This is a genomic window from Lysobacter stagni (genome assembly GCF_030053425.1).
Lineage (GTDB): Bacteria > Pseudomonadota > Gammaproteobacteria > Xanthomonadales > Xanthomonadaceae > Lysobacter_J > Lysobacter_J stagni.
This window is the reverse complement of record NZ_JASGBI010000001.1, coordinates 2,747,661-2,768,701: the sequence shown is the minus strand read 5'-3', so window position 1 is coordinate 2,768,701 and position 21,041 is coordinate 2,747,661. Positions and strand designations below refer to the sequence as shown.

The following is a 21,041-nucleotide window of genomic DNA, read 5'->3' as shown; positions in this document are numbered from 1 at the left end:
TACGGCGCAGGGCTGGACTGCTTCGTCACTTCCACGGACGGAATCCAGCCTTCGCCATTCCCGGCGTGCCTGCCCCCGACGGATGGAACGCTTACTTCCCGCGTTTCACGTGCCGGATCATGCGCCGCTTCTTCGCGACCTGACGCTCGGTCAGTACGTTCTTCTTGCCTTCGTACGGGTTGGTGCCTTCCTTGAACACGAAGCGCACCGGCGTACCAACCAGCTTGAAGCGCTTGCGGAAGAAGTTCTCCAGATAGCGCTTGTACGTATCGCCCAGCGTGCGCAGGCGCGTGCCATGCACGACGAAGGTGGGCGGATTGTTGGCCGCCGGGTGCGCATAGCGCAGCTTGGCCACGTGGCCGCGGACGGTCGGCGGCGGGTTGGTTTCGTAGGCGATTTCCAGCGCCTTGTTCACTTCGCTGGTGCTGAACTCGTGCGTGGCCGAGGCATGCGCGCGGTGGATCGCACGGAAAAGCTCACGCAGGCCCGAGCCGTGCTTGGCACTGATGCGCACCGCTTCGGCCCATTCGACGAAACCGAGCTTGCGCGTCAGCAGCGCCTCGGCCTGCTGGCGCTGGTAGTCGGTCAGGCCGTCCCACTTGTTCACCGCGACCACGAGCGCGCGGCCGGCATCGAGCGCATGGCCCAGCACGGTCGCGTCCTGATCGGTGATGCCCTCGCTGGCATCCAGCAGCACGACCGCAACCTGGCACTGCTCGATCGCCTGCAGCGTCTTCACGATGGAAAACTTCTCGACCGCCTCCTCCACGCGCGCCTTGCGGCGCAGACCGGCGGTGTCGATCAGGCGGTACAGGCGTCCGTCGCGTTCCATGTCGATGGAGACCGAGTCGCGGGTGGTGCCCGGGACTTCGGACGCGATCATGCGTTCTTCGCCGAGGAGGCGGTTGACCAGCGTCGACTTGCCCACGTTGGGGCGGCCGATGAACGCCACGCGGATGCGCGCGGGGTCGGCATCGAGTTCGGTTGCGGCGCCCTCTTCGGGCACACGCCCCAGCACGCGGTCGATGAGCGTGTCGATGCCCTGGCGGTGCGCCGACGACACCGCGATGACGTCGGTGATGCCGTAGCGGGCGAACTCGTTGATGCACGCCTGCGCATCGAGGCCGTCGGTCTTGTTGACCACCAGCATCGCCGGGCGCGCGGACTTGCGCAGCCAGGCGAGGATGTCGTCGTCCAGCGCGGAGGCGCCTTCGCGGCCATCGACCACGAACAGGACCAGGTCGGCTTCCTCGGCCGCCGCACGCGCCTGGCGCGCGGTGGCGCCGGCCAGGCCTTCGTCTTCGCCGGCGATGCCGCCGGTGTCCACCAGCGCGAAGGGACGCTTGTCCTCGGGCCGGACCACGCCGTAGTTGCGATCACGCGTGACACCGGGCTGGTCGTGGACCAGGGCGTCGCGGCTGCGCGTCAGCGCATTGAACAGGGTGGATTTTCCAACGTTGGGGCGACCAACGAGGGCAACGAGCGGGAGCATGGTGGAAGCCGGAAGAAGTGGAAGGAGTCGCGGGACCAGCATCGCAGGGGCGACGTGAAAGCCGGTCCGGCCGGTCGGCCGTCGCGCCCGCAAAGGCGGGCCGGGGCGCCGGGGCGATGCAAATGATGACTGCCCGGCCCGCAAAAGGGAAACGGCCCGGGCAAGGTGCCGGGCCGTTCCGGGGTACTGCGCGCCAGCGAATTACTGCAGGCGGAAGGCGGTCAGCTCGCCGCCGACGTTCTGGACGATGGCGATGCCGTCGGCAACCACGGGCGCCGCACGCAGCGCCTTGCCGCCGACGCGCTCACGCGCGGCGAACGACCCGTCCTCGAGCTTGAGCCAGTGCACGTAACCGTCGAAGTCGCCGACGATGGCGTAATCGCCCTGGATCGCGGCGCCGGTGACGTTGCGACGGGCCAGGCCGTCCTGCTGCCACATGGCGCTGCCGCCGGCCTTGTCCAGGCCGAACACCAGACCGGTCGGATCCGTCACGACCAGGCGTTCGGAGCCCACGCCGAGGCGGCCCGGGCCGCCATGCTCGGAGGACCACATCGGACGGCCGCTGGGGGCGTCGATGGCCATGGTGGTCTTCTTGAAGCTGCTGACGAACAGCGTGGTGCCTTCCAGCACCGGCGAGCCGTCGATGTCGGACATGCGGTCCAGTTCCGTACGGCCTTCCGGCTGTGCCACCGGGATTTCCCACAGCGGGCGGCCGTCGGTCGCCGACAGTGCGGAGACGGTGCCGTCATCGCTGCCGACAAAGACGAAGCCCGGACCGAGCACCGGGGAATCGTTGCCGCGCACGGAGAGCATCGGCACGTCCTGCACCCAGAACCAGCGACGTTCGCCGGTGGCGGCGTCCAGCGCGGTCACACGGCCATCGTTGGAACGCACGAACACCATGTTCATGCCGATGGACGGGGCGGCGATCACCTCGTTGGGCACCTTCGCCTGCCACTTCTCCTCGCCGGTGCTGGCGTCCAGCGCGATCACCTGGCCATCGAGGCCACCGACCACGACCAGGCCGTCGCCCACGCCGGGGCCACCGGAGATCTGCACGTTGGCCTTCTTGTCCGGGCGGTATTCCCAGATCTGCTTGCCGGTCTGCAGGTCGAAAGCGTGCACGCCGCCTTCGACGGCGGCCGCGAACACGCGACCATCCGCCACGACCGGGCCCTGGCGCAGGCCCATGCGACCCTCGCCCTTGCCCGCGTTGGCCGACCAGATCTTGGAGACCGTCACCGTCGGGGTGATCTTGACCAGCTCGACCGGATCGGTCGGCTTGCCATCGTCCTTCTTCTTGTCACCGCCGAACCAGCCCTTGACGGTGGAGCAGCCAGCCAGCGAGGCCGCGCACAGCAACACCAGGGAGGAACGCAGCAGCATCGAGCGGTGATTCATCAGGACTTGCCCTCGGGTTTGGCGGGCGTGCCGCCGACTTCAGTGAGCTTGAGTTCGATCAGGCGGCGCTGCGGCGAGGCCACGTCGAGCTTGGCCAGGGCCTGCGAATACGACGTACGCGCCTGCTCCAGCTGGCCCAGGGCGAACTGCGCGTCGCCACGCACTTCCAGGGCAGAGGCGGTGCTGGCATTGGCGACCAGCTTCAGCGCGGCATCGGCCTGCTTGGCTTCGATCAGCAGACGGGCAAGGCGCTGGTTGGCGATGCCGGTGATGGCAGCGTCGTCGGTATGGATGCTGCGCAGCGTGGCGATCGCGGCGTCGTACTGCTTGGCTTCGACCTGCGAACGGGCCAGCTCCAGCGAGGCCAGCGCACGGTAAGTGCCCTCACCCAGCGCCCGAACTTTCGCCTCGGCCTGCTTGTCCTTCGCCTCGACGGCGTCGACGGCGGCTTGGTACTGGGTGGCCTGGTCCATGCGCTGTGCTTCGCCGCGGTGTTCCCACCACTTCCAGCCGCCGATGGCCGCCAGGCCCAGGGCGATGCCGCCGATCAGGCCAGCGCCGTTGTTGCGCAGCCACTGCAGGACACGTTCGCTTTGTTCGTGCTCGTCGAGAAGATCGTCTAACGCCATTCGTGGGCTGCCATGCTCTGTCGCCCCGCGGTTATGCGGGAACCCAATGAGGAACACCGGCCCGCAAGGCAGGCCGGTGCCGGGGAATCACTCAACGCAGGTCAGTCGGAGACCGGCGTGAGGGAACCGTCAGAGGATAGCGTAAAGCGGGCGACGTTCGCTCGGCTGAACGGTGTCAGATCGACCGTGCGACCTGCCTGGCGGACCTCCACCACGGACGAGTTGCCGAGCACCACCCGGGAGACTTCGTTGGCTGAGTAGCTGCGCTGCTGCCCCGCCCCGAGTTCGCCGCTTTCGAGCACGCGGCCGTCGGCACTGCGCACTTCCACCCAGCTGTTGCCGGTGAAGTTCAACGACAGGGCCGATTGGGTCGCGGCGGGAAGCGTCGCCATCGATGCGACCAGCGGCGTGCGGTGGTTGGTTGCCGTAGCGGTCGTCGCGGACGGCGCGCTCGGCGTGGCGGTCGAACCCGTTGCCGCCGTGGCGACCTCAAGCGACTCCACTTCGCGCGGCTTGCTCAGTTGCTGCTTGGAGGCCATCCAGATCGGCACGGCGATGGCCGCCGTCAGCACGATGTAGATGGCGCGGCGCGTGGCCTGTTCGAACACACGGCGCACGCGTGGCGTGTGCGTGTGACTGACGAGCACCGAGGGCGCTACGGGCGAAGCGCCATAGCCCATCTCGTCCTCCAGCGTCACGCCGAGCAGGCGCGCATAGCTGCGCATCTGGCCGCGGACGAAGACGGGCGCACCCAGCTGGCTCGGGTCCCCCGACTCGAGCTGGCGGATGACCCGCACCGGAATTTTCAGACTTGCAGCGACATCTTCCTGCGACAGCCCCGCCTTCTCGCGGGCCTGCTTCAGGCGCACGCCGCAACTGGCGCCCATTTCAGGCGCGGCTTCGTTCGAGTACATCATCGCGTACCGTCATCCCCCATGCCGGAGCCTCGCGTCTGCGGGAACTCCGCCCTCATTCGCTGAACGTATCTTGCGGCGGCTGCCGTGTCGCCGAGTTTTTCTTCGATTTGTGACGCAAGCTGCAACGCGTTGCGGTCCGCCGGAGCTGCCGCCAGGCGGCGCTCCGAGAAAGCCCGGGCTTCGAAGGCATTGCCCTTGCGGAACTCGAGTTCGGCCAGGGCGCCCAAGGCTTGGGCGTTGTTGGGATCCAGGCCGATGGCCTTGCGCAGTTCGCGCCCGGCACGGACATCCTGGCCGGCACGCATGGCGCAGGTGCCGGAATTGGCCAGCGCGAGCGCCGGGGTGCCATAGCGGGCGTCGGCCAGGGCGCGTTCGAACCAGACCAGCGACTCGGCCGGCTGCCCCTGCCCGCACAGCCAGACGCCATAGTTGTTGGCCAGCGCACCGTTGCCGGGTGCCAGCTCGGTGGCGCGAAGGTAATGACGGCCGGCTTCGGCCGGGGCGCCACGGCGGGCCGCGGCGGCGGCCAGGACCGTGTGTGCATCGGCCGACGCGGGATCGAGCTTGAGGGCCTTGTTCGCCTCGCGTTCGGCGGTGTCGATGTCGCCGCTCATCAGCCGCACCTGGGCCAGCTGAAGGTGCTTCATGGCTTCGGATGCGTTGCGGTTGCCCGGTTTGCCGCTGACGTCGACCTCGGGCGAAGTGCGCTCGTAGCCTTCGCGGCTGAAGTCCTGCCTCACGAAGGTGAGTCGGCTGCACGCACCGGTCGCAAGCGTCGCGACCGCCAGGACGATCGTGGCAACAAGGATCAGCGGGCGGCCGCGGAGGTTCATGGCTGGCAGTCGTATGCGGCCTCGTCGCCCAGCCCCTGCTCCTGCAGGTGTCGCCGGAAATCGGCCTGCCGGCGCGTGCGGTCCATGACCTGGCCTTTCAACTGGCCACAGGCCGCATCGATGTCGTCGCCACGCGTGCGGCGCACCGGGGCAATCATGCCGGCGTCGTTGAGCAGTTTCTGGAACGAGCGGATGGCCGCGTCGTCCGGTCGCTCGAAACGCGTGCCGGGGAACGGGTTGAACGGGATGAGGTTGACCTTCGCCGCGTCCTTCATCTGCACGGCGTTGTCGAACTGGCGCATCAGACGCAGCAGCCCACGCGCGTGTTGCGGCTGGTCGTTCACGCCCTTCATGAGCGTGTACTCGAACGTGACCGAGGTGCCGCGCTTGCGCAGCGCGTAACGCACGCACGCGTCCATCAGCTGTTCGATGGGGTACTTCTTGTTGAGCGGCACCAGCTCGCTGCGCAGCTCGTCGTTGGGTGCATGCAACGACACGGCGAGCGACACGTCGCTCTCCAGCGCCAGGCGGTCGATCATGGGGACCATGCCGGCAGTGGACAGGGTGACGCGCTTGTTGGCCAGGCCATAGCCCAGATCGTCGCGCATGATGCTCATCGCGCGCACGACGTTGTCGAAATTCGCCAGCGGCTCGCCCATGCCCATCATCACCACGTTGGTGAGGCGGCGTTGCTGGTGCGGGACATTGCCCAGATGGCGCGCCGCCACCCAGACCTGACCGATGATCTCGGCGGTCGACAGATTGCGGTTGAAGCCCTGCGTCGCGGTCGAGCAGAACTGGCAGTTGAGCGCGCAGCCCACCTGCGACGACACGCACAGCGTGCCGCGCCCCTTGTCGGGGATGTAGACGGTCTCGATAGCGTTCTTCGGGTCCATGCCGAGCAGCCACTTGTGCGTGCCGTCGGTGGAGGCCTTGTCGAACAGGACCTGCGGCACGCGGACTTCGGCGTGCTGCTCGAGCTTGGCGCGCAGCGCCTTGCCCAGGTCGGTCATCTCGCTGAAGTTGGTGACGTAACGGTGATGGATCCACTTCATCACCTGATGCGCACGGAACTTCTTCTCGCCGAGCGATTCCTCGAAGAACCGCTCGAGCGAAACGCGATCGAGGTCGAAGAGATTCGTCTTCGCACCCTCGACCGCGCTCTTGGCGGCAACGCCCGCTTCCACGCGCGCGGCCGACTCCGTCGACGCCGCAAGGTTCGCGTCGGCGAGCTGGAGTTCGATGGTGTCGCGTTGCGTGGTCATGGCGTTGCCTGTGTCGTCCTCAGCGGGCGTACACGTCGGTGGCCGGGAAGAAGTACGCGACTTCGATCGCGGCGTTCTCCAGGCTGTCGGAACCGTGCACGGCGTTGGCGTCGATGCTGTCGGCGAAGTCGGCGCGGATCGTGCCCGGCGCTGCGTCCTTCGGATTGGTGGCGCCCATCAGGTCACGGTTCTTCAGCACCGCGCCTTCGCCTTCGAGCACCTGGATCATCACCGGGCCGGAGATCATGAACTCGACGAGCGCGCTGAAGAACGGACGCTCACGGTGCACGGCGTAGAAACCTTCGGCTTCCTGCTTCGACAGCTGCTTCATCTTCGAAGCGACGACCTTGAGGCCGGACTTCTCGAAACGGGAGTAGATCTCGCCGATGACGTTCTTGGCGACGGCGTCGGGCTTGATGATGGACAGGGTGCGCTCGAGCGCCATGGATTCTCTCCGGGTAGGCGGGCGTCTGAACCACCAGGTTCACGCCCGAGGATAACAGAAAAACCCGCGTCAGGACGCGGGTTTAGCCAACAAGGCTCCGGTAATTCTAGCGGAATGCCCACACGATTTGCACCGTCTGGCCTGAAGATTCCATTGACGGTTCAGGGCACCCGGCATAGCATCAAACAAGCGTTTGATTCAGCCCAGCAGGACCCATGGCCACTACCGCCCACTTCTCCACCAAGGACCGCATCCTTGGCGCCGCCGAGGAACTGTTCGCACAGTTCGGATTCACCGGCACTTCCCTCCGGCAAGTCACCAGCCGCGCCGACGTCAACATCGCTGCGGTCAACTACCACTTCGGCAGCAAGGAAAACCTCGTCAACGAGGTGTTCCGCCGCCGCATGGACGACATGAGCGCGCAGCGCCTGGGCGCCCTCAAGGCCGCCCTGGAACAGCACCCTGGCGAGCTGGAGCCGATCCTGGCCGCCTTCGTGCAACCGGCCCTGGCGATGGCCCAGGACCGCCACGGCGGCGGCGCATTCGTGCGCGTCGTGGCCCGCGCGTACGCCGAGAAGAACGACCGCCTGCGCAAGTTCCTCTCCGACCACTACGGCCACGTGCTGCGCGACTTCGCCAAGGCCATCGCCGGCTGCGTGCCCGGGCTGACGAAAGAAGAGCTTTACTGGCGCCTGGACTTCCTGGCCGGCGCACTGACCTACGCCATGGCCGATTTCGGCCTGATCAAGCGACCCGCCGGTGTCACCGAGGCGGCGCATCGTGAACGTGCCGCGCGCGAACTCATCCGCTTCGCGGCCGCCGGCTTCAAAAGTTGATTCTGACTTCTTGTTAAAACAAGGACTTGAGTAAAATGTCTAAGAAACTGCTTGCACGGCGAGTCGCCGTGCTCGGCGCCGGCGTGATGGGCGCGCAGATCGCCGCCCACCTGACCAATGCCGGTGTGGACACCGTGCTGTTCGACCTTCCGGCCAAGGAAGGCGACCCGAACGGCATCGTCGCCAAGGCCATCGCGAACCTGGGCAAGCTCAGCCCTGCCCCGCTCGCCAGCAAGACGCTGGCCGAGCGCATCACCCCGGCCAACTACGAGACCGGCCTGGAACAGCTGCGCGACTGCGACCTGATCATCGAGGCCATCGCCGAGCGGATGGACTGGAAGCAGGACCTCTACAAGAAGATCGCGCCGTTCGTGCCGGAGCACTGCATCCTGGCCAGCAACACGTCGGGCCTGGGCATCAACAAGCTGGCCGAAGTGCTGCCCGAACAACTGCGCCATCGCTTCTGCGGCGTGCACTTCTTCAACCCGCCGCGCTACATGCACCTGGCGGAGCTGATCCCGGCCAGGACCACCGACGCCGACGTCCTCACCGCGCTGGAAACCTTCCTGACCACCGCGCTTGGCAAGGGCGTGGTGATCGCCAAGGACACGCCGAACTTCATCGGCAACCGCATCGGTGTGTTCTCGATGCTGGCCGGCATGCACCACACCGAAGAGTTCGGCCTGGGCTTCGACACCGTCGATGCGCTGACCGGCCCGGCGATCGGCCGACCGAAGTCGGCGACGTTCCGCACCGCGGACGTGGTCGGCCTGGACACCATGGCGCACGTCATCAAGACGATGGCCGACACCCTGCCCGACGACCCGTGGCACGCATTCTTCAAGGCGCCCAAGTGGCTGGCGGCGCTGATCGAAAAGGGCGCGCTGGGCCAGAAGACCGGCGCCGGCGTGTACACCAAGCGCGGCAAGGACATCCTGGTGCTCGACCTCAAGGCACAGGACTACCGCGCTTCGGCCGGCGAGCCCGACGCCGAAGTCGCCGCGCTGCTGAAGGAACGGGACCCGGCGAAGAAGTTCGCCGCACTGCGCGCCAGTTCGAACCCGCAGGCGCAGTTCCTGTGGGCGATCTTCCGCGACACGTTCCACTACAGCGCCTACCACCTGGAATCGATCGCCGAGACCGCACGCGACATCGACTTCGCGATGCGCTGGGGCTACGGCTGGTCGCTGGGTCCGTTCGAAAGCTGGCAGGCCGCCGGCTGGAAGCAGGTCGCCGACTGGATCGCCGAGGACATCGTCGCCGGCAAGGCGATGAGCAGCGCGCCGCTGCCGGACTGGGTGTTCGACGGCCGCGCCGGCGTGCACGACAAGGACGGCAGCTACAGCCCCGCGCGCAAGGCGCAGGTGCCGCGCTCGTCCAATCCGGTCTACGCACGCCAGCGCTTCCCGGACCCGCTGCTGGGTGAAAGCTTCAGCCAGGGCCGCACCGTCTTCGAGAACGAAGGCATCCGCATGTGGGCCGACGAGGGCGACGACATCGCCGTGGTCAGCTTCAAGACCAAGATGCACACGGTCAACGACCACGTGCTCAACGGTCTGCAGGAAGCCATCGGCATCGCCGAGCGCGACTTCGCCGGCCTGGTGATCTGGCAGCCGAAGGAACCGTTCTCCGCGGGCGCGGATCTCGCCGGCGCGCTTGGCCTGCTGCAGGCCGGCGACGTGAAGGGCTTCGAGGCCATGGTCGCCAACTTCCAGGCCACCAGCCAGCGCATCAAGTACGCGCTGGTGCCGGTTGTCGCGGCCGTGCGCGGCCTCGCGCTGGGCGGTGGTTGCGAGTTCCAGATGCACGCGGCCAAGTCCGTGTTCGCACTGGAAAGCTACATCGGCCTGGTCGAAGCGGGCGTGGGCCTGCTGCCGGCCGGCGGCGGCCTGAAGGAATTCGCGGTGCGTGCATCCGAGGCCGCCGGCCCCGGCGGCGACGTGTTCGCGCAGCTCAAGACCGCGTTCGAAAGCGTGGCGATGGGCAAGGTCTCGGCATCCGCCTTCGAAGCGCGAGAGCTGAAGCTGGCCCGCGACAACGACGCCGTCGTGTTCAACGCCTTCGAACTGCTGCACGTGGCGAAGGCGCAGGCGCGCGCACTGGCCGAATCCGGCTACCGTCCGCCCCTGCCCGCCCGCCGCATCCAGGTCGCCGGCGACGTCGGCATCGCCACCTTCAAGATGATGCTGGTGAACATGCTGGAAGGCCGCTTCATCTCGCCGCACGACTACGAGATAGCGTCGCGCATCGCCACCGTGCTGTGTGGCGGCGAGGTCGATCGTGGCGCCCTCGTCGACGAGGAATGGCTGCTCAAGCTCGAACGCGAACACTTCGTCGCCCTGGCGCAGATGCCCAAGACGCAGGAACGCATCGCGCACATGCTCAAGACCGGCAAGCCGCTGCGCAACTAAGCGACGACGACACAGGACACAGAACCATGACCAAGCAAGTTCAAGACGCCTACATCGTCGCCGCCACCCGCACTCCGGTCGGCAAGGCGCCGCGCGGCGTGTTCCGCAACACCCGTCCCGACGAAATGCTCGCCCACGTGCTGAAGGCCGTGGTCGCGCAGGCGCCGGGCATCGACGTCAACCGCATCGACGACGCCATCATCGGCTGCGCCATGCCCGAGGGCGAGCAAGGCATGAACGTGGCGCGCATCGGCGCGCTGCTGGCCGGCCTGCCCAACACCATCGCCGCGCAGACCATCAATCGTTTCTGCTCCTCGGGTCTGCAGGCCGTCGCCATGGCCGCCGACCAGATCCGCCTGGGCAACGCCGACCTGATGCTGGCCGGCGGCACCGAGTCGATGTCGATGGTGCCGATGATGGGCAACAAGGTCGCGCTGAGCCCGCAGGTGTTCGCCAAGGACGAGAACGTCGCCATCGCCTACGGCATGGGCATCACCGCCGAGAAGGTCGCCGAGGAATGGAAGGTCTCGCGCGAGGACCAGGACGCCTTCGCGATGGCCTCGCACCAGAAGGCCATTGCCGCGATCCAGGCCGGTGAATTCAGGAGCGAGATCTCGCCGTACGAAGTGATCTCGCGCATCCCGGACCTCGCCGGCAATGCGGTGCGCGTGAAGAAGTCGATCGTCGAGATCGACGAAGGCCCGCGTCCGGATTCCTCCATCGAAGGCCTGGCCAAGCTGAAGCCGGTGTTCCGCAACGCCCAGTTCGGCGGCACGGTCACCGCGGGCAACAGCTCGCAGATGAGCGATGGCGCCGCGGCGGTGCTGCTGGCTTCCGGCCAGGCGGTGAAGGATTACGGCCTGACGCCGCTGGCCCGCTTCGTCAGCTTCTCGGTCGCCGGCGTGCGGCCGGAAGTGATGGGCATCGGTCCGATCGCCGCGATTCCCAAGGCGCTCCGGCAGGCCGGCCTGACCAAGGACCAGCTGGACTGGATCGAACTCAACGAAGCCTTCGCCGCACAGGCGCTGGCCGTGATCCGCGACAGCGACCTGGACCCGTCCAAGGTCAATCCGCTGGGCGGCGCCATCGCGTTGGGCCACCCGCTCGGTGCGACCGGTGCGATCCGCACCGCGACCATCGTGCACGGCCTGCGTCGCCGCCAGCAGAAGTACGGCATGGTGACGATGTGCATCGGCACCGGCATGGGCGCGGCCGGCATCTTCGAAGCGCTGTAAGGTCCACGTCCCGGACAGAACGAAGGCGGCCCCAGGGCCGCCTTCGTCGTTGATGGCGTGCCACGCGTCGCGCTACTTCGGGCAGGCGACGAACTTGCCCTTGGCATCGCGGCAGGCCTTGGCCTTCTGCGGGTGCGGGCACGCCACGAACTTGCCGCTCTTGTCGCGGCACTGCGTTGCCGCGGGCTTGGACGTCGACGCGGTCGGTGCGGGTGCGGCGACCGCACCGAAGGCCAGCGACAGCAGCGCGACGGCGAGCGGGATCCTGGGGGAAAGTGCCATGGCGCGTTCTCCGTGAATGTCCGTCAGGACGGAGACCCCATCCTGCGCACGCCCGCCTTGCGCGCGCCTTTCCGCCGCATTACGCGCCGGTAATCCGCCTTACGCCAACCGCGTCCCATTGGGTACGGGGCGCTCCACCGTAGTGATGACGACGCCCTCGTCGGTGGGGAATCCCGTCAGCAGGAACTCCGACTCGAACGGGCCGACCTGCTTGGGCGGAAAATTGAGGACGCCGACGATCTGCCGCCCGACCAGATCCTGCGCACCGTACAGATGTTTGACCTGCGCGCTGGTCTTGCGAACCCCGTGCGGGCCGAAGTCCACCCACAGCTTCCACGCCGGTTTGCGCGCTTCCGGGAATTCCTCCACGCGCTGCACCGTGCCGGCGCAGATCAGCACCTTCTCGAAATCGCCCCAGCTGATCGTGCCGTGTTCGCTCATGCTGCCCTCGCCTGTTCCATCCGATCCTTCCACGCGTCCTTGAATTCCGCCCACCAATAGCTCAGCTGTGCGCCGACGAAACCGGCGGGTTTCATCGCGGACACCAGCCCATAGTCGGCGAACTCGCGCCAGCGCGTGTCGCCCTCGGCGATGGCGCTGGCCAGGCACTCGCCCGCGAACGTGGTCGGCGCCACGCCATGCCCGCCGAAGGCCTGTGCCAACCACAGCCCCGCGTCGATCTGGCCGATCTGCGGCATCTGGTGCCGCGCGTAGCTCATCAGGCCCGACCATGCGTGCTCGATGCGTACGCCGTCCAGCTGCGGAAAGACTTTGAGCATGTCGCGAAACAGCAGCCGCTCCACCTCTGCCGCTGAACGATCCAGCACGGAGATGCGACCGCCCCACAACAGGCGCGTGTCCGGCAGCGGGCGGTAGTAGTCGAACGCGAAGCGCGTGTCGTAGACCGCGGCGCGTGTATGCAGGATCTCATCCATCCGCGCACCCAACGGTTCGCTGACCATCACGTAGGTCGCGATCGGCAACACGCCTCGGTCGACCTGTGCGCGCAGACCCGCCAGATAACCGCCGCACGCCAGCACCACCTGCTCCGCCTCGACCACGCCATTGGCAGTACGCACGCGCCACCCCGTGCCGTCGCGTTCCAGGCCGATGGCGGGACTGCGTTCGTGGATCGCGACGCCCTGCGCGATGGCGGCTTCGGCGATACCGCGCGCGTACTTCAATGGATGGAAGTGGAACGCCTGGGGTTCGAACAACGCATCGTGGTAGCGCGTGCTGCGAACGAGCCCGCGCAGCTCCTGCGCCGGCATCCACCGCCAGTGCGTACCGAAGTTGTCGGCCAACAGGCGCTGGCGTTCGCGCAGGACGTGCGGATCCCGGAACCAGTTCGCCCAGATGATGCCGGCGTCGACGCGATCGCAGTCGATGCGATGGCGATCCGTTCTTTCGCGGATCAGCTCAACGGCGGAAGTTGTGCCCGCGTACAGCCGGCGCGCACGCTCGGGGCCCAGTTCGCGCAGCAGGCTGTCTTCGCCGCGCGAGAAACCGCCGAACACGAAACCGCCGTTGCGCCCGGAGGCGCCGAAACCGACACGCTCGGATTCCAGCAGAACGACATCGCGAACGCCGCGTTCGGCCAGGCCCAGCGCGGTGTTCAGACCGGCGAACCCTCCGCCCACCACGCACACGCTGGCGCTGCGCGCACCGCGCAGCGACCCTTCGCCCACGCCGCGGTCGGGCGTGGTCACTACGTAGTAATTGGAATCCAGACCCGCCATGTGTCGACATCCGCAGGCGACGGCCGGTGGCCGTCACGATCGGAACAGTCTAGCGGCCAGTCTGGCGGTGCTCCATCGCGCTGCGCGCGATCAGCCCAGCTCTTCGACGCCCAGTTCGGACAGTGCGTTCTGCATCAGCTGGCGCGCGGAATCGCTGAGCTTTTCGTGGTCCAGCGCGTAGCGGATGGTGGCCTCGATCAAGCCGATGTGCGTGCCGCAGTCGAAGCGCGTGCCCTGGAAGCGGTAGGCGTTGACGGCCTCTTCTTCCAGCAGCGCGGCGATCGCGTCGGTCAGCTGGATCTCGCCGCCCGCGCCGGGTCGGGTCGATTCCAGCAGCGAGAAGATGCGCGGGTTCAGCACGTAGCGACCCACCACAGCCAGATTGCTCGGCGCCACTTCGGGCTGGGGCTTCTCGACGATCGCGCGGATCCGACCCTGACGGGACTGGAACGCATCCGTCGCGACGATGCCGTAGCTCGCGGTCTGCTCGCGGGGCACGTCCTGCACGGCGATCATGCTGGCGCCGGAGGCTTCGGCGGCATCGGCCATCTGCTTGAGCGCGCCCGGGCCGCGATTCCAGATGAGGTCGTCCGGTAGCACCACGGCGAAAGGCTCGTCGCCAATGACCGCCTTCGCGCACAGCACCGCGTGCCCGAGTCCCAGCGCTTCGGCCTGGGTGACGAACACCGCGCGCACGCCCTCGGGCAGCACGTTTCGCACCAGCTCCAGCTGTTCGGTCTTGCCGCTGCGCTCCAGTTTCTGCTCGAGCTCGTAGGCCTTGTCGAAATAGTCCGCCACCGCGTGCTTGTAACGGTTGGTCACGAACACCAGCGTGTCGCAGCCGGCTTCGATGGCCTCATCGACGGCGTACTGGATCAGCGGCCGATCGATGATCGGCAGCATTTCCTTCGGAACGGTCTTGGTTGCGGGAAGGAACCGGGTACCGAGTCCTGCAACCGGGAAAACGGCCTTGCGAATGCGCTGCGACATCAAACCTTCCTGGCGTTACGGGCGGGGAATGCGACCACCGTGGCCGATTCCTTGTAATCGGGATGTGCACCGACCGGCTCGAACTCCGGCACGGCCATCCGCAACAGGTGGCCAAGGGCTTCGAGATCGTAGCGACCACTGGCTTCGCGCAATTGGCCGATGGCGTTGTCGATGTGCGCGGTCGACACGTCGCGCGGTTCGGCCTGCAGGATTTTGGGATGCGCAGTGCGGCGGTAGCGCTCGTCCGCGTGGAACAGTGTCTCGTGCAGCTTCTCGCCCGGCCGCAGGCCTGTGTACACGATGGCGATGTCGCGTCCGGGATGCTTGCCCGCCAGACGGATCATCTGTTCGGCAAGCAGGCGGATCGGCACCGGCTCGCCCATGTCGAGCGTGTAGATGGCCTCGTGCGTGCCGATGGCCGATGCCTGCAGGATGAGCTGGCAGGCCTCGGGAATGGTCATGAAGAAGCGCGTGACCTCGGGGTCGGTCACGGTCACCGGCCCACCGGCGCGGATCTGCTCGCGAAACAGCGGCACCACGCTGCCGGCCGAATCGAGCACGTTGCCGAAACGCACCGTGACGAAGCGCGTGGAGCGATGGTCGGCCAGCGCCTGGCAGGCCATCTCCGCCAGTCGCTTGGTGGCGCCCAGCACGTTGACCGGATCGACCGCCTTGTCGGTGGAAATCAGCACGAACGTGCCGACGCCCGCATCGCGACAGGCGCGTGCGACGGTTTCGGTGGCCAATGCATTGTTTCGCACGGCTTCGCGCAACTGCAGTTCGAGCAACGGCACCTGCTTGTAAGCGGCCGCATGGAACACGGCGTCGGGCTCGGCGCGCTCAAGCGCGTACTTGATCACGGCCGGATCGCCGCAATCGCCGAGGATGGCGATGTATTCCAGATCGGGGAAGTCGCGACGCAGCGCCGCTTCGGTGGTGGTCAGCGCGAGCTCGTCGATCTCGATGAGCGCGATGCGGCGCGCGCCATGACGGGCGCACTGGCGACACAGTTCCGAACCGATCGAACCACCGGAACCGGTGACGAGGACCGAGCGCGCACCGAGCCAGGCACGGATGGACTTCCAGTCGGGCATGACCGGCTTGCGGCCAAGCAGGTCCTCGATGGCGACTTCCTTCAGTTCGCCCGGCAGCGAACGACCTTCCATCACATCCTGCAGCTTGGGCACCATGCGGAACGGCAAGCCCGTGCGTTCGCAGGCGACGACCACGCGCTGCAGCGCATTGGCATCGGCCGAGGGCATGGCAATGACCAGCAGTTTGGCGGCGGTCTCGCGTGCGATTTCCGCCACGTCCTGCACGCGGCCCAGCACGGGCACGCCCTGCACCTTCGTACCGCGAAGGCGCAGCGCATCGTCAAGGAAACCGACAGGCTGGTACGTACCGGAACGACGCAGGTCGCGGACCAATGCTTCGCCGGCATGGCCCGCGCCGAGGATCAGGATACGCACCGACGACTTGTGCGCCGAATCGACGCGGCTGTCCTTCCATGCGCGGTACAGCAGGCGCGGAGCGCCGAGCATGCCCATCAGCACGAGCGGATACAGCACCAGCACCGTGCGCGGCACTGTGCCCAGGCGGTTGTAGAGGAACAGGCCTAGCACGATGGCGAACAGGCCCAGCACGGACGCCTTGAGGATGTTCCACAGGTCCGGCACGCCAGCGAAACGCCACAGACCGCGATACAAGCCGACCTGCCAGAACACCAGACCTTGCGCGGCCAGCACCAGGGCGATCTCGGCCGACCAGAGCGGTACGTTCGGCGCATTGGGTTCCATGCCCCAACGCAACCGGTGCAACGCCTGCCAGACGAGCCAGACCATGCCGAGATCGTGCAGGACCACCGCGACGCGCGGCAATCCGCCTTTGACACGATCACGCCATGAGCTCATTCCATGCCCCTCGTCCGACCACTGCTCAGGAGACTGCGCCCGCGTACTTCTTTTGCAGGCCCAGCCAGAAAAAAGTGCAGCACGTATACCACGCGATCGTGATACCGGTGATGAAGGCGCCGCCGCGGAAAGCCAGCGCCCACGCGCAAATTATGACTACAAGCGAAACCAGTGCATAGGCAACAGTCACCGATATGTGACCTGCACGACGGGCCCATGCCTGATAGGCATGCTGGGTATGCGGGGACCACCACCGTTCGCCACGCAATATTCGCCGCGCAAGGGTGAGGGTGGCGTCGACCAGGAAGACCGAAACGGGCAACAGGACGAGCGCGGCCCGTCCCTCAAGGCGGACTGCTGACACCGCCACCAGTGCGCCCAGGGCATAGCCCAGCGCGCCACTGCCGACGTCACCCATGAAGATGCGGGCACGGGGAAAATTGAAAGGCAGGAACCCCGCGCATGCCGCCGCGAGGGCCAGCGCCAGCCACCCCCACGCCCCGCCCGCCCAGGCGCTGAGGCCCACCGCGGCCAGCAGGGCCTGGCTCGCCGCCAGCCCATCGATCCCGTCCATGAAGTTCCAGACGTTCGTCAGTACCAGTGTCGCGACGAACGCGCACACCGCCCATGTGAAGGATGAGTGGAGATCGCCCACGGCAAGTGCGAACAGCCCCGCCGCCAGCACGTGCACGGCCAACCGCCACCAGGGCGACAGCGGGCGGTGGTCATCGATCCAGCCGATGCCGGCCACGAGCAGCAGACCCGTACCGAAAGCCAACAGCAACGGTGCCTGCGTGGGCTGGCGGATTCCCAGTGCGACGGTCGCCACCAGCAGCGCGATCACGATCGAGATCCCGCCACCGCGCGGCGTCGCCACGCTATGGCTGCGACGCTCTCCGGGTTGGTCGATCAACGCGCGATGCAAGGCATAGCGGCGGGCCAGCCACGTGCCCGCCACGCCCATGCAGACGTACACCACCAGCCATTCGAGCATCGGTCAGACCACCGCGTAGTTCAGCAGCGGCTTGATCGTGCCCCACTCCTTGCAGCTCGGGCATTGCCAGTGGTGACTGCGCGCACCGAAACCGCAGCGGTTGCAGCGATAGCTGGGATTGCGCACCAGCAACTGGTCGGTGATGTGCTTGAGGTCGTGCAACGTCGCGGCGGGGTCGGCACCTTCAGCCAAGGTCAGATCGATCAGCGCCGCCTCGCCCCGCACGGACGGACGGTCCTTCAACTGGCGGGCCAGGTAAGCGCGTGCCGCCGGCACGCCATCTTCGTTCTCGACCATCCGCGTGAGCGCCAGCACCGGCGAGATGCCGCGGTAGTGTTCGGTCATCTCCGCCAGGAACGCTCGCGCGCCGGGCGCATCGCCGACACGCGCATAGCAGTCGAGCAGCGGCGGCAGGATTTCAGGCAGGTAATCCGGATCCACGCGGGCGACGCGCTCGAAGGCGCGAATCGCGCCGGCATCGTTGCCCGAATCCACGTCCAGCCGCCCTTCGATCATGCCGGCACGCACGGAGTTGGCGTCGGCCTCGTACGCGCGCTTGACTGCTTGGCGCGCCGCATCGACGTCACCCGCGGCGCGATGGCGGTCCGCCAGCTCGCACTCGAACTGGGCGATGAGTTTGCCCATGGGTTCGCCCGTCGCCTCTTCGTAGCGGCGTGCGTTCTCGATGGCCTTGTCCCAGTCGCGCTCGGACTGGTAGATGCCGATGAGATGACGCAGTGCCAGCGGCGCGCGCATGTCCAGCGCGACCAGGTCGGAGAAGACGGTCTCGGCGCGATCGAGCAGACCCGAACGCATGTAGTCCTCGCCCAGCGCGAGCAATGCCTGCACGCGCTGCTGATCGCTCAGGCCTGGTCGCTGCACCAGCGCCTGGTGCAGGCGGATGGCGCGGTCGACCTCTCCGCGGCGACGGAACAGATGCCCCAGCGCGACCTGCGTCTCGAAGGTGTCCTTGTCCAGCTCCGCGATGTGCAGGAACAGTTCGATCGCCTTGTCGGGCTGCTCGTTGAGCAGATAGTTCAGGCCGCGGAAATAGGTGGTCGACAGCCGGCTGACCTGTGTGTCGCTGTGACGTTCACCGCCACGACGGCCGATGATCCAACCGCTGACGGCAGCGATCGGAAGCAGCAGGAAGAACCAGAACCACTCGCTGATGAAGGCCATGCATCACGTTCCGGAAGAAAGGGGTGCGCTCGCGTCACGACGCTCGGCGCGGGCAAGACGGCGGCGCAGCGGCAGCACCACGCTGGCACTGATGGCCAGACCGCCGAGCAGCACGCCGAGCAGCAGCGCGACCAGCAACGACACACCCAGGTTCGCGGGCATGCGCGCGAATGCTAGATCGATCACCACCGGTGCACGGTTCAATGCGCCGACGATGGCACCGGCCGCGAGGAAGAGGATCGCGATGAGGAATCGAAGCAGTCGCATGCAGCCTCCGGGACCGCACTCGGTCCACGTTAGCTTAACGGACCGTGTGCGCAGGTCCAGCGCGGAACGCAGGGACGTCAGCCCGCCTCGTCCAGCGGCACCACGCCACTGACGCGTTCGCGCAGTTCCTTGCCGGGCTTGAAGTGCGGTACGTGCTTGCCCGGCAGCGCGACGGATTCGCCCGTCTTCGGATTGCGACCCAGGCGCGGCGGGCGGTAATGCAGGGAAAAACTGCCGAAGCCGCGGATTTCGATCCGCTCTCCGGTGGCGAGCGACCCGCCCATCATTTCCAGGAGCGCTTTCACCGCCAGATCCACGTCCTCGCCCTTCAGATGGGCCTGACGCTGGGAGAGGATCTCGATGAGCTCGGATTTGGTCATGGGTGCGAAGGGTTGCTCGCGTTTTGTGCTTTCGAAAGGAAGGCGGCCCGGCGAGCCGGACCGCCTTCGCGGTTACCACGTTACTGCGGGGGTATTACTCGGACTTGTTGCCCAGCTGCTCGCGCAGCAGCGCGCCCAGCTTGGTCGTGCCGCTGGAGGCATCGGCCGAGGCGCGGTTGTAATCCGCCAGGGCTTCCTGCTGCTCGGCTTCGTCCTTGGCCTTGATCGACAGCTGCATCGAGCGGCCCTTGCGGTCCGTACCGATGATCTTGGCCTCGATTTCCTGGCCGACCTTCAGGTACTGCGAAGCGTCTTCGACGCGCTCCTTGGCGATGTCGCGAGCGGCGATGTAGCCCTCGACGCCACCGTCCAGCTCGACCACGGCGCCCTTGGCGTCGACTTCCTTCACCTTGCCCTTGACGATCGAGCCCTTGGCGTTGGAAGCGACGTAGTGACCCATCGGGTCCTGCTCAAGCTGCTTGACGCCCAGGCTGATGCGCTCGCGCTCCGGGTCCACGGCAAGAACAACGGCTTCCAGCGTGTCGCCCTTCTTGAAGTTGCGGACCACGTCTTCGCCGGTGGTGTTCCAGCTGAGGTCGGACAGGTGCACCAGACCGTCGATGCCGCCGTCCAGGCCGATGAAGATGCCGAAGTCGGTGATCGACTTGATCTGGCCCGACACCTTGTCGCCCTTCTTGTGCAGCACGGAGAAGGTTTCCCACGGGTTGCTCGTGACCTGCTTCATGCCCAGCGAGATGCGGCGACGCTCCTCGTCGACGTCCAGGACCATGACCTGAACCTCGTCGCCGACCTGCACGATCTTGGACGGGTTGACGTTCTTGTTGGTCCAGTCCATCTCGGACACGTGCACCAGGCCTTCCACGCCCGGCTCGATCTCGACGAACGCGCCGTAATCGGTGACGTTGGAGACCTTGCCGAACACGCGGGTGTTGGCGGGGTAGCGACGGGCGATGTTGTCCCACGGATCCTCGCCCAGCTGCTTCAGGCCGAGGCTGACGCGGTTGCGCTCGCGGTCGTACTTGAGCACGCGGACGTCCAGCTCCTGGCCGACTTCCACGACTTCCGACGGGTGACGCACGCGCTTCCACGCCATGTCGGTGATGTGCAGCAGGCCATCGATGCCGCCGAGGTCGACGAACGCGCCGTAGTCGGTGAGGTTCTTGACCACGCCCTTGAGGATCGCGCCTTCCTGCAGCTTCTCGAGCAGCTGCTCGCGCTCGACGCTGTACTCGCTCTCAACCACCGCACGGCGGGAGACGACGATGTTGTTGCGCTTGCGGTCCAGCTTGATGAGCTTGAACTCGAGTTCCTTGCCCTCGAGGTAGGCCGAGTCGCGCACGGGGCGCACGTCGACCAGGGAGCCCGGCAGGAAGCCGCGCACGTCCTTGATGTCGACGGTGAAGCCGCCCTTGACCTTGCCGCTGATGCGGCCGGTGATGGTCTCGTTCTTCTCGAGCGCCTGCTCGAGTTCGTCCCACACCATGGCGCGCTTGGCCTTCTCGCGCGAGAGCACGGTCTCGCCGAAGCCGTTTTCGATCGAGTCGAGTGCGACCTTGACTTCGTCGCCCACGCCCACGTCGATTTCACCGGCGTCGTTCCGGAACTGTTCGATCGGCACGATGCCTTCGGACTTCAGGCCGGCGTTGATCACCACCACGTCGCCGCGGACTTCCACGACAACACCGGTGACGATGGCACCCGGCTTCAGCTTGGCCAGATTGGTCTGGCTCTGCTCAAACAGTTCGGCAAATGATTCGGTCATTGAAAAATACTCTGTTGAACACACGGGCCGCACCGGCTGTCAGGGCCATC

The 21,041-nt window shown here is 66.7% G+C and carries 20 protein-coding genes; 3 read left to right on the top strand and 17 right to left on the bottom strand.

Annotation, left to right across the window (positions count from 1 at the left end; translation table 11 throughout):
• Positions 1-91 precede the first annotated feature (91 nt).
• The 7 genes from der to ndk form a co-directional block, all read right to left on the bottom strand.
• Positions 92-1,492, bottom strand: a complete 1,401-nt coding sequence (gene der / locus QLQ15_RS12800; RefSeq protein WP_283213152.1) for a ribosome biogenesis GTPase Der — start codon at positions 1,490-1,492, stop codon at positions 92-94.
• Between the two features lie 201 nt (positions 1,493-1,693).
• The gene (gene bamB, locus QLQ15_RS12795; RefSeq protein WP_283213151.1) at positions 1,694-2,893 is read right to left on the bottom strand and encodes an outer membrane protein assembly factor BamB; all 1,200 of its coding nucleotides are present in this window, start codon (positions 2,891-2,893) and stop codon (positions 1,694-1,696) included.
• Positions 2,893-3,522: a YfgM family protein gene (locus tag QLQ15_RS12790; protein WP_283213150.1), complete on the bottom strand. Its 630-nt coding sequence runs from the start codon at positions 3,520-3,522 to the stop codon at positions 2,893-2,895. Before QLQ15_RS12790 ends, bamB begins: the two co-directional genes overlap by 1 nt.
• Positions 3,523-3,623: 101 nt before the next feature.
• The gene (locus tag QLQ15_RS12785) at positions 3,624-4,436 is read right to left on the bottom strand and encodes a helix-turn-helix domain-containing protein (protein WP_283213149.1); all 813 of its coding nucleotides are present in this window, start codon (positions 4,434-4,436) and stop codon (positions 3,624-3,626) included.
• The gene (gene pilW / locus QLQ15_RS12780; RefSeq protein WP_283213148.1) at positions 4,436-5,272 is read right to left on the bottom strand and encodes a type IV pilus biogenesis/stability protein PilW; all 837 of its coding nucleotides are present in this window, start codon (positions 5,270-5,272) and stop codon (positions 4,436-4,438) included. Before pilW ends, QLQ15_RS12785 begins: the two co-directional genes overlap by 1 nt.
• On the bottom strand, positions 5,269-6,537 hold the full coding sequence (gene rlmN, locus QLQ15_RS12775) for a dual-specificity RNA methyltransferase RlmN (RefSeq protein ID WP_283213147.1): 1,269 nt from the start codon (positions 6,535-6,537) through the stop codon (positions 5,269-5,271). The genes pilW and rlmN overlap by 4 nt, the downstream gene beginning before the upstream one ends.
• Before the next feature lie 19 nt (positions 6,538-6,556).
• Positions 6,557-6,982 (bottom strand): nucleoside-diphosphate kinase, encoded by a 426-nt coding sequence (gene ndk / locus QLQ15_RS12770; protein ID WP_283213146.1) that lies wholly within the window; start codon positions 6,980-6,982, stop codon positions 6,557-6,559.
• Between the two features lie 215 nt (positions 6,983-7,197).
• Here ndk and QLQ15_RS12765 point away from each other — a divergent pair, with 215 nt between their 5' ends.
• Genes QLQ15_RS12765 through QLQ15_RS12755 form a run of 3 tightly spaced genes read left to right on the top strand, consistent with a single transcriptional unit; the run spans position 7,198 to position 11,464 of the window.
• Positions 7,198-7,818 carry a TetR/AcrR family transcriptional regulator gene (locus QLQ15_RS12765; RefSeq protein WP_283213145.1) on the top strand — a complete coding sequence of 207 codons (621 nt, stop codon included), beginning with the start codon at positions 7,198-7,200 and terminating at the stop codon, positions 7,816-7,818.
• A gap of 35 nt (positions 7,819-7,853) precedes the next feature.
• The gene (locus QLQ15_RS12760; RefSeq protein WP_283213144.1) at positions 7,854-10,229 is read left to right on the top strand and encodes a 3-hydroxyacyl-CoA dehydrogenase/enoyl-CoA hydratase family protein; all 2,376 of its coding nucleotides are present in this window, start codon (positions 7,854-7,856) and stop codon (positions 10,227-10,229) included.
• A 26-nt stretch (positions 10,230-10,255) separates the two neighbouring features.
• Positions 10,256-11,464: an acetyl-CoA C-acyltransferase gene (locus QLQ15_RS12755; protein WP_283213143.1), complete on the top strand. Its 1,209-nt coding sequence runs from the start codon at positions 10,256-10,258 to the stop codon at positions 11,462-11,464.
• Positions 11,465-11,536: 72 nt separating this feature from the next.
• Here QLQ15_RS12755 and QLQ15_RS12750 read toward each other — a convergent pair whose 3' ends face one another.
• The 10 genes from QLQ15_RS12750 to rpsA form a co-directional block, all read right to left on the bottom strand.
• Positions 11,537-11,746, bottom strand: a complete 210-nt coding sequence (locus QLQ15_RS12750; protein ID WP_283213142.1) for a hypothetical protein — start codon at positions 11,744-11,746, stop codon at positions 11,537-11,539.
• Between the two features lie 99 nt (positions 11,747-11,845).
• Positions 11,846-12,187 (bottom strand): tRNA-binding protein, encoded by a 342-nt coding sequence (locus QLQ15_RS12745; RefSeq protein ID WP_283213141.1) that lies wholly within the window; start codon positions 12,185-12,187, stop codon positions 11,846-11,848.
• Positions 12,184-13,485: an NAD(P)/FAD-dependent oxidoreductase gene (locus QLQ15_RS12740; RefSeq protein ID WP_283213140.1), complete on the bottom strand. Its 1,302-nt coding sequence runs from the start codon at positions 13,483-13,485 to the stop codon at positions 12,184-12,186. Before QLQ15_RS12740 ends, QLQ15_RS12745 begins: the two co-directional genes overlap by 4 nt.
• A 90-nt stretch (positions 13,486-13,575) precedes the next feature.
• A complete protein-coding gene (gene galU, locus QLQ15_RS12735; RefSeq protein ID WP_283213139.1) occupies positions 13,576-14,475 on the bottom strand; it encodes a UTP--glucose-1-phosphate uridylyltransferase GalU in 900 nt (299 codons plus the stop codon).
• Positions 14,475-16,385: a polysaccharide biosynthesis protein gene (locus QLQ15_RS12730; RefSeq protein ID WP_283213138.1), complete on the bottom strand. Its 1,911-nt coding sequence runs from the start codon at positions 16,383-16,385 to the stop codon at positions 14,475-14,477. The genes galU and QLQ15_RS12730 overlap by 1 nt, the downstream gene beginning before the upstream one ends.
• Positions 16,386-16,410: 25 nt before the next feature.
• The gene (locus QLQ15_RS12725; protein ID WP_283213137.1) at positions 16,411-17,379 is read right to left on the bottom strand and encodes an MraY family glycosyltransferase; all 969 of its coding nucleotides are present in this window, start codon (positions 17,377-17,379) and stop codon (positions 16,411-16,413) included.
• 3 nt (positions 17,380-17,382) lie between these two features.
• On the bottom strand, positions 17,383-18,561 hold the full coding sequence (gene lapB / locus QLQ15_RS12720) for a lipopolysaccharide assembly protein LapB (RefSeq protein ID WP_283213136.1): 1,179 nt from the start codon (positions 18,559-18,561) through the stop codon (positions 17,383-17,385).
• Between the two features lie 3 nt (positions 18,562-18,564).
• Entirely contained in the window at positions 18,565-18,828 is a 264-nt protein-coding gene (locus QLQ15_RS12715) for a lipopolysaccharide assembly protein LapA domain-containing protein (protein WP_283213135.1), read from the bottom strand.
• A 77-nt stretch (positions 18,829-18,905) separates the two neighbouring features.
• Positions 18,906-19,208 carry an integration host factor subunit beta gene (locus QLQ15_RS12710; protein WP_283213134.1) on the bottom strand — a complete coding sequence of 101 codons (303 nt, stop codon included), beginning with the start codon at positions 19,206-19,208 and terminating at the stop codon, positions 18,906-18,908.
• 94 nt (positions 19,209-19,302) lie between these two features.
• The gene (gene rpsA, locus QLQ15_RS12705; protein ID WP_283213133.1) at positions 19,303-20,991 is read right to left on the bottom strand and encodes a 30S ribosomal protein S1; all 1,689 of its coding nucleotides are present in this window, start codon (positions 20,989-20,991) and stop codon (positions 19,303-19,305) included.
• Between the last annotated feature and the right edge of the window lie 50 nt (positions 20,992-21,041).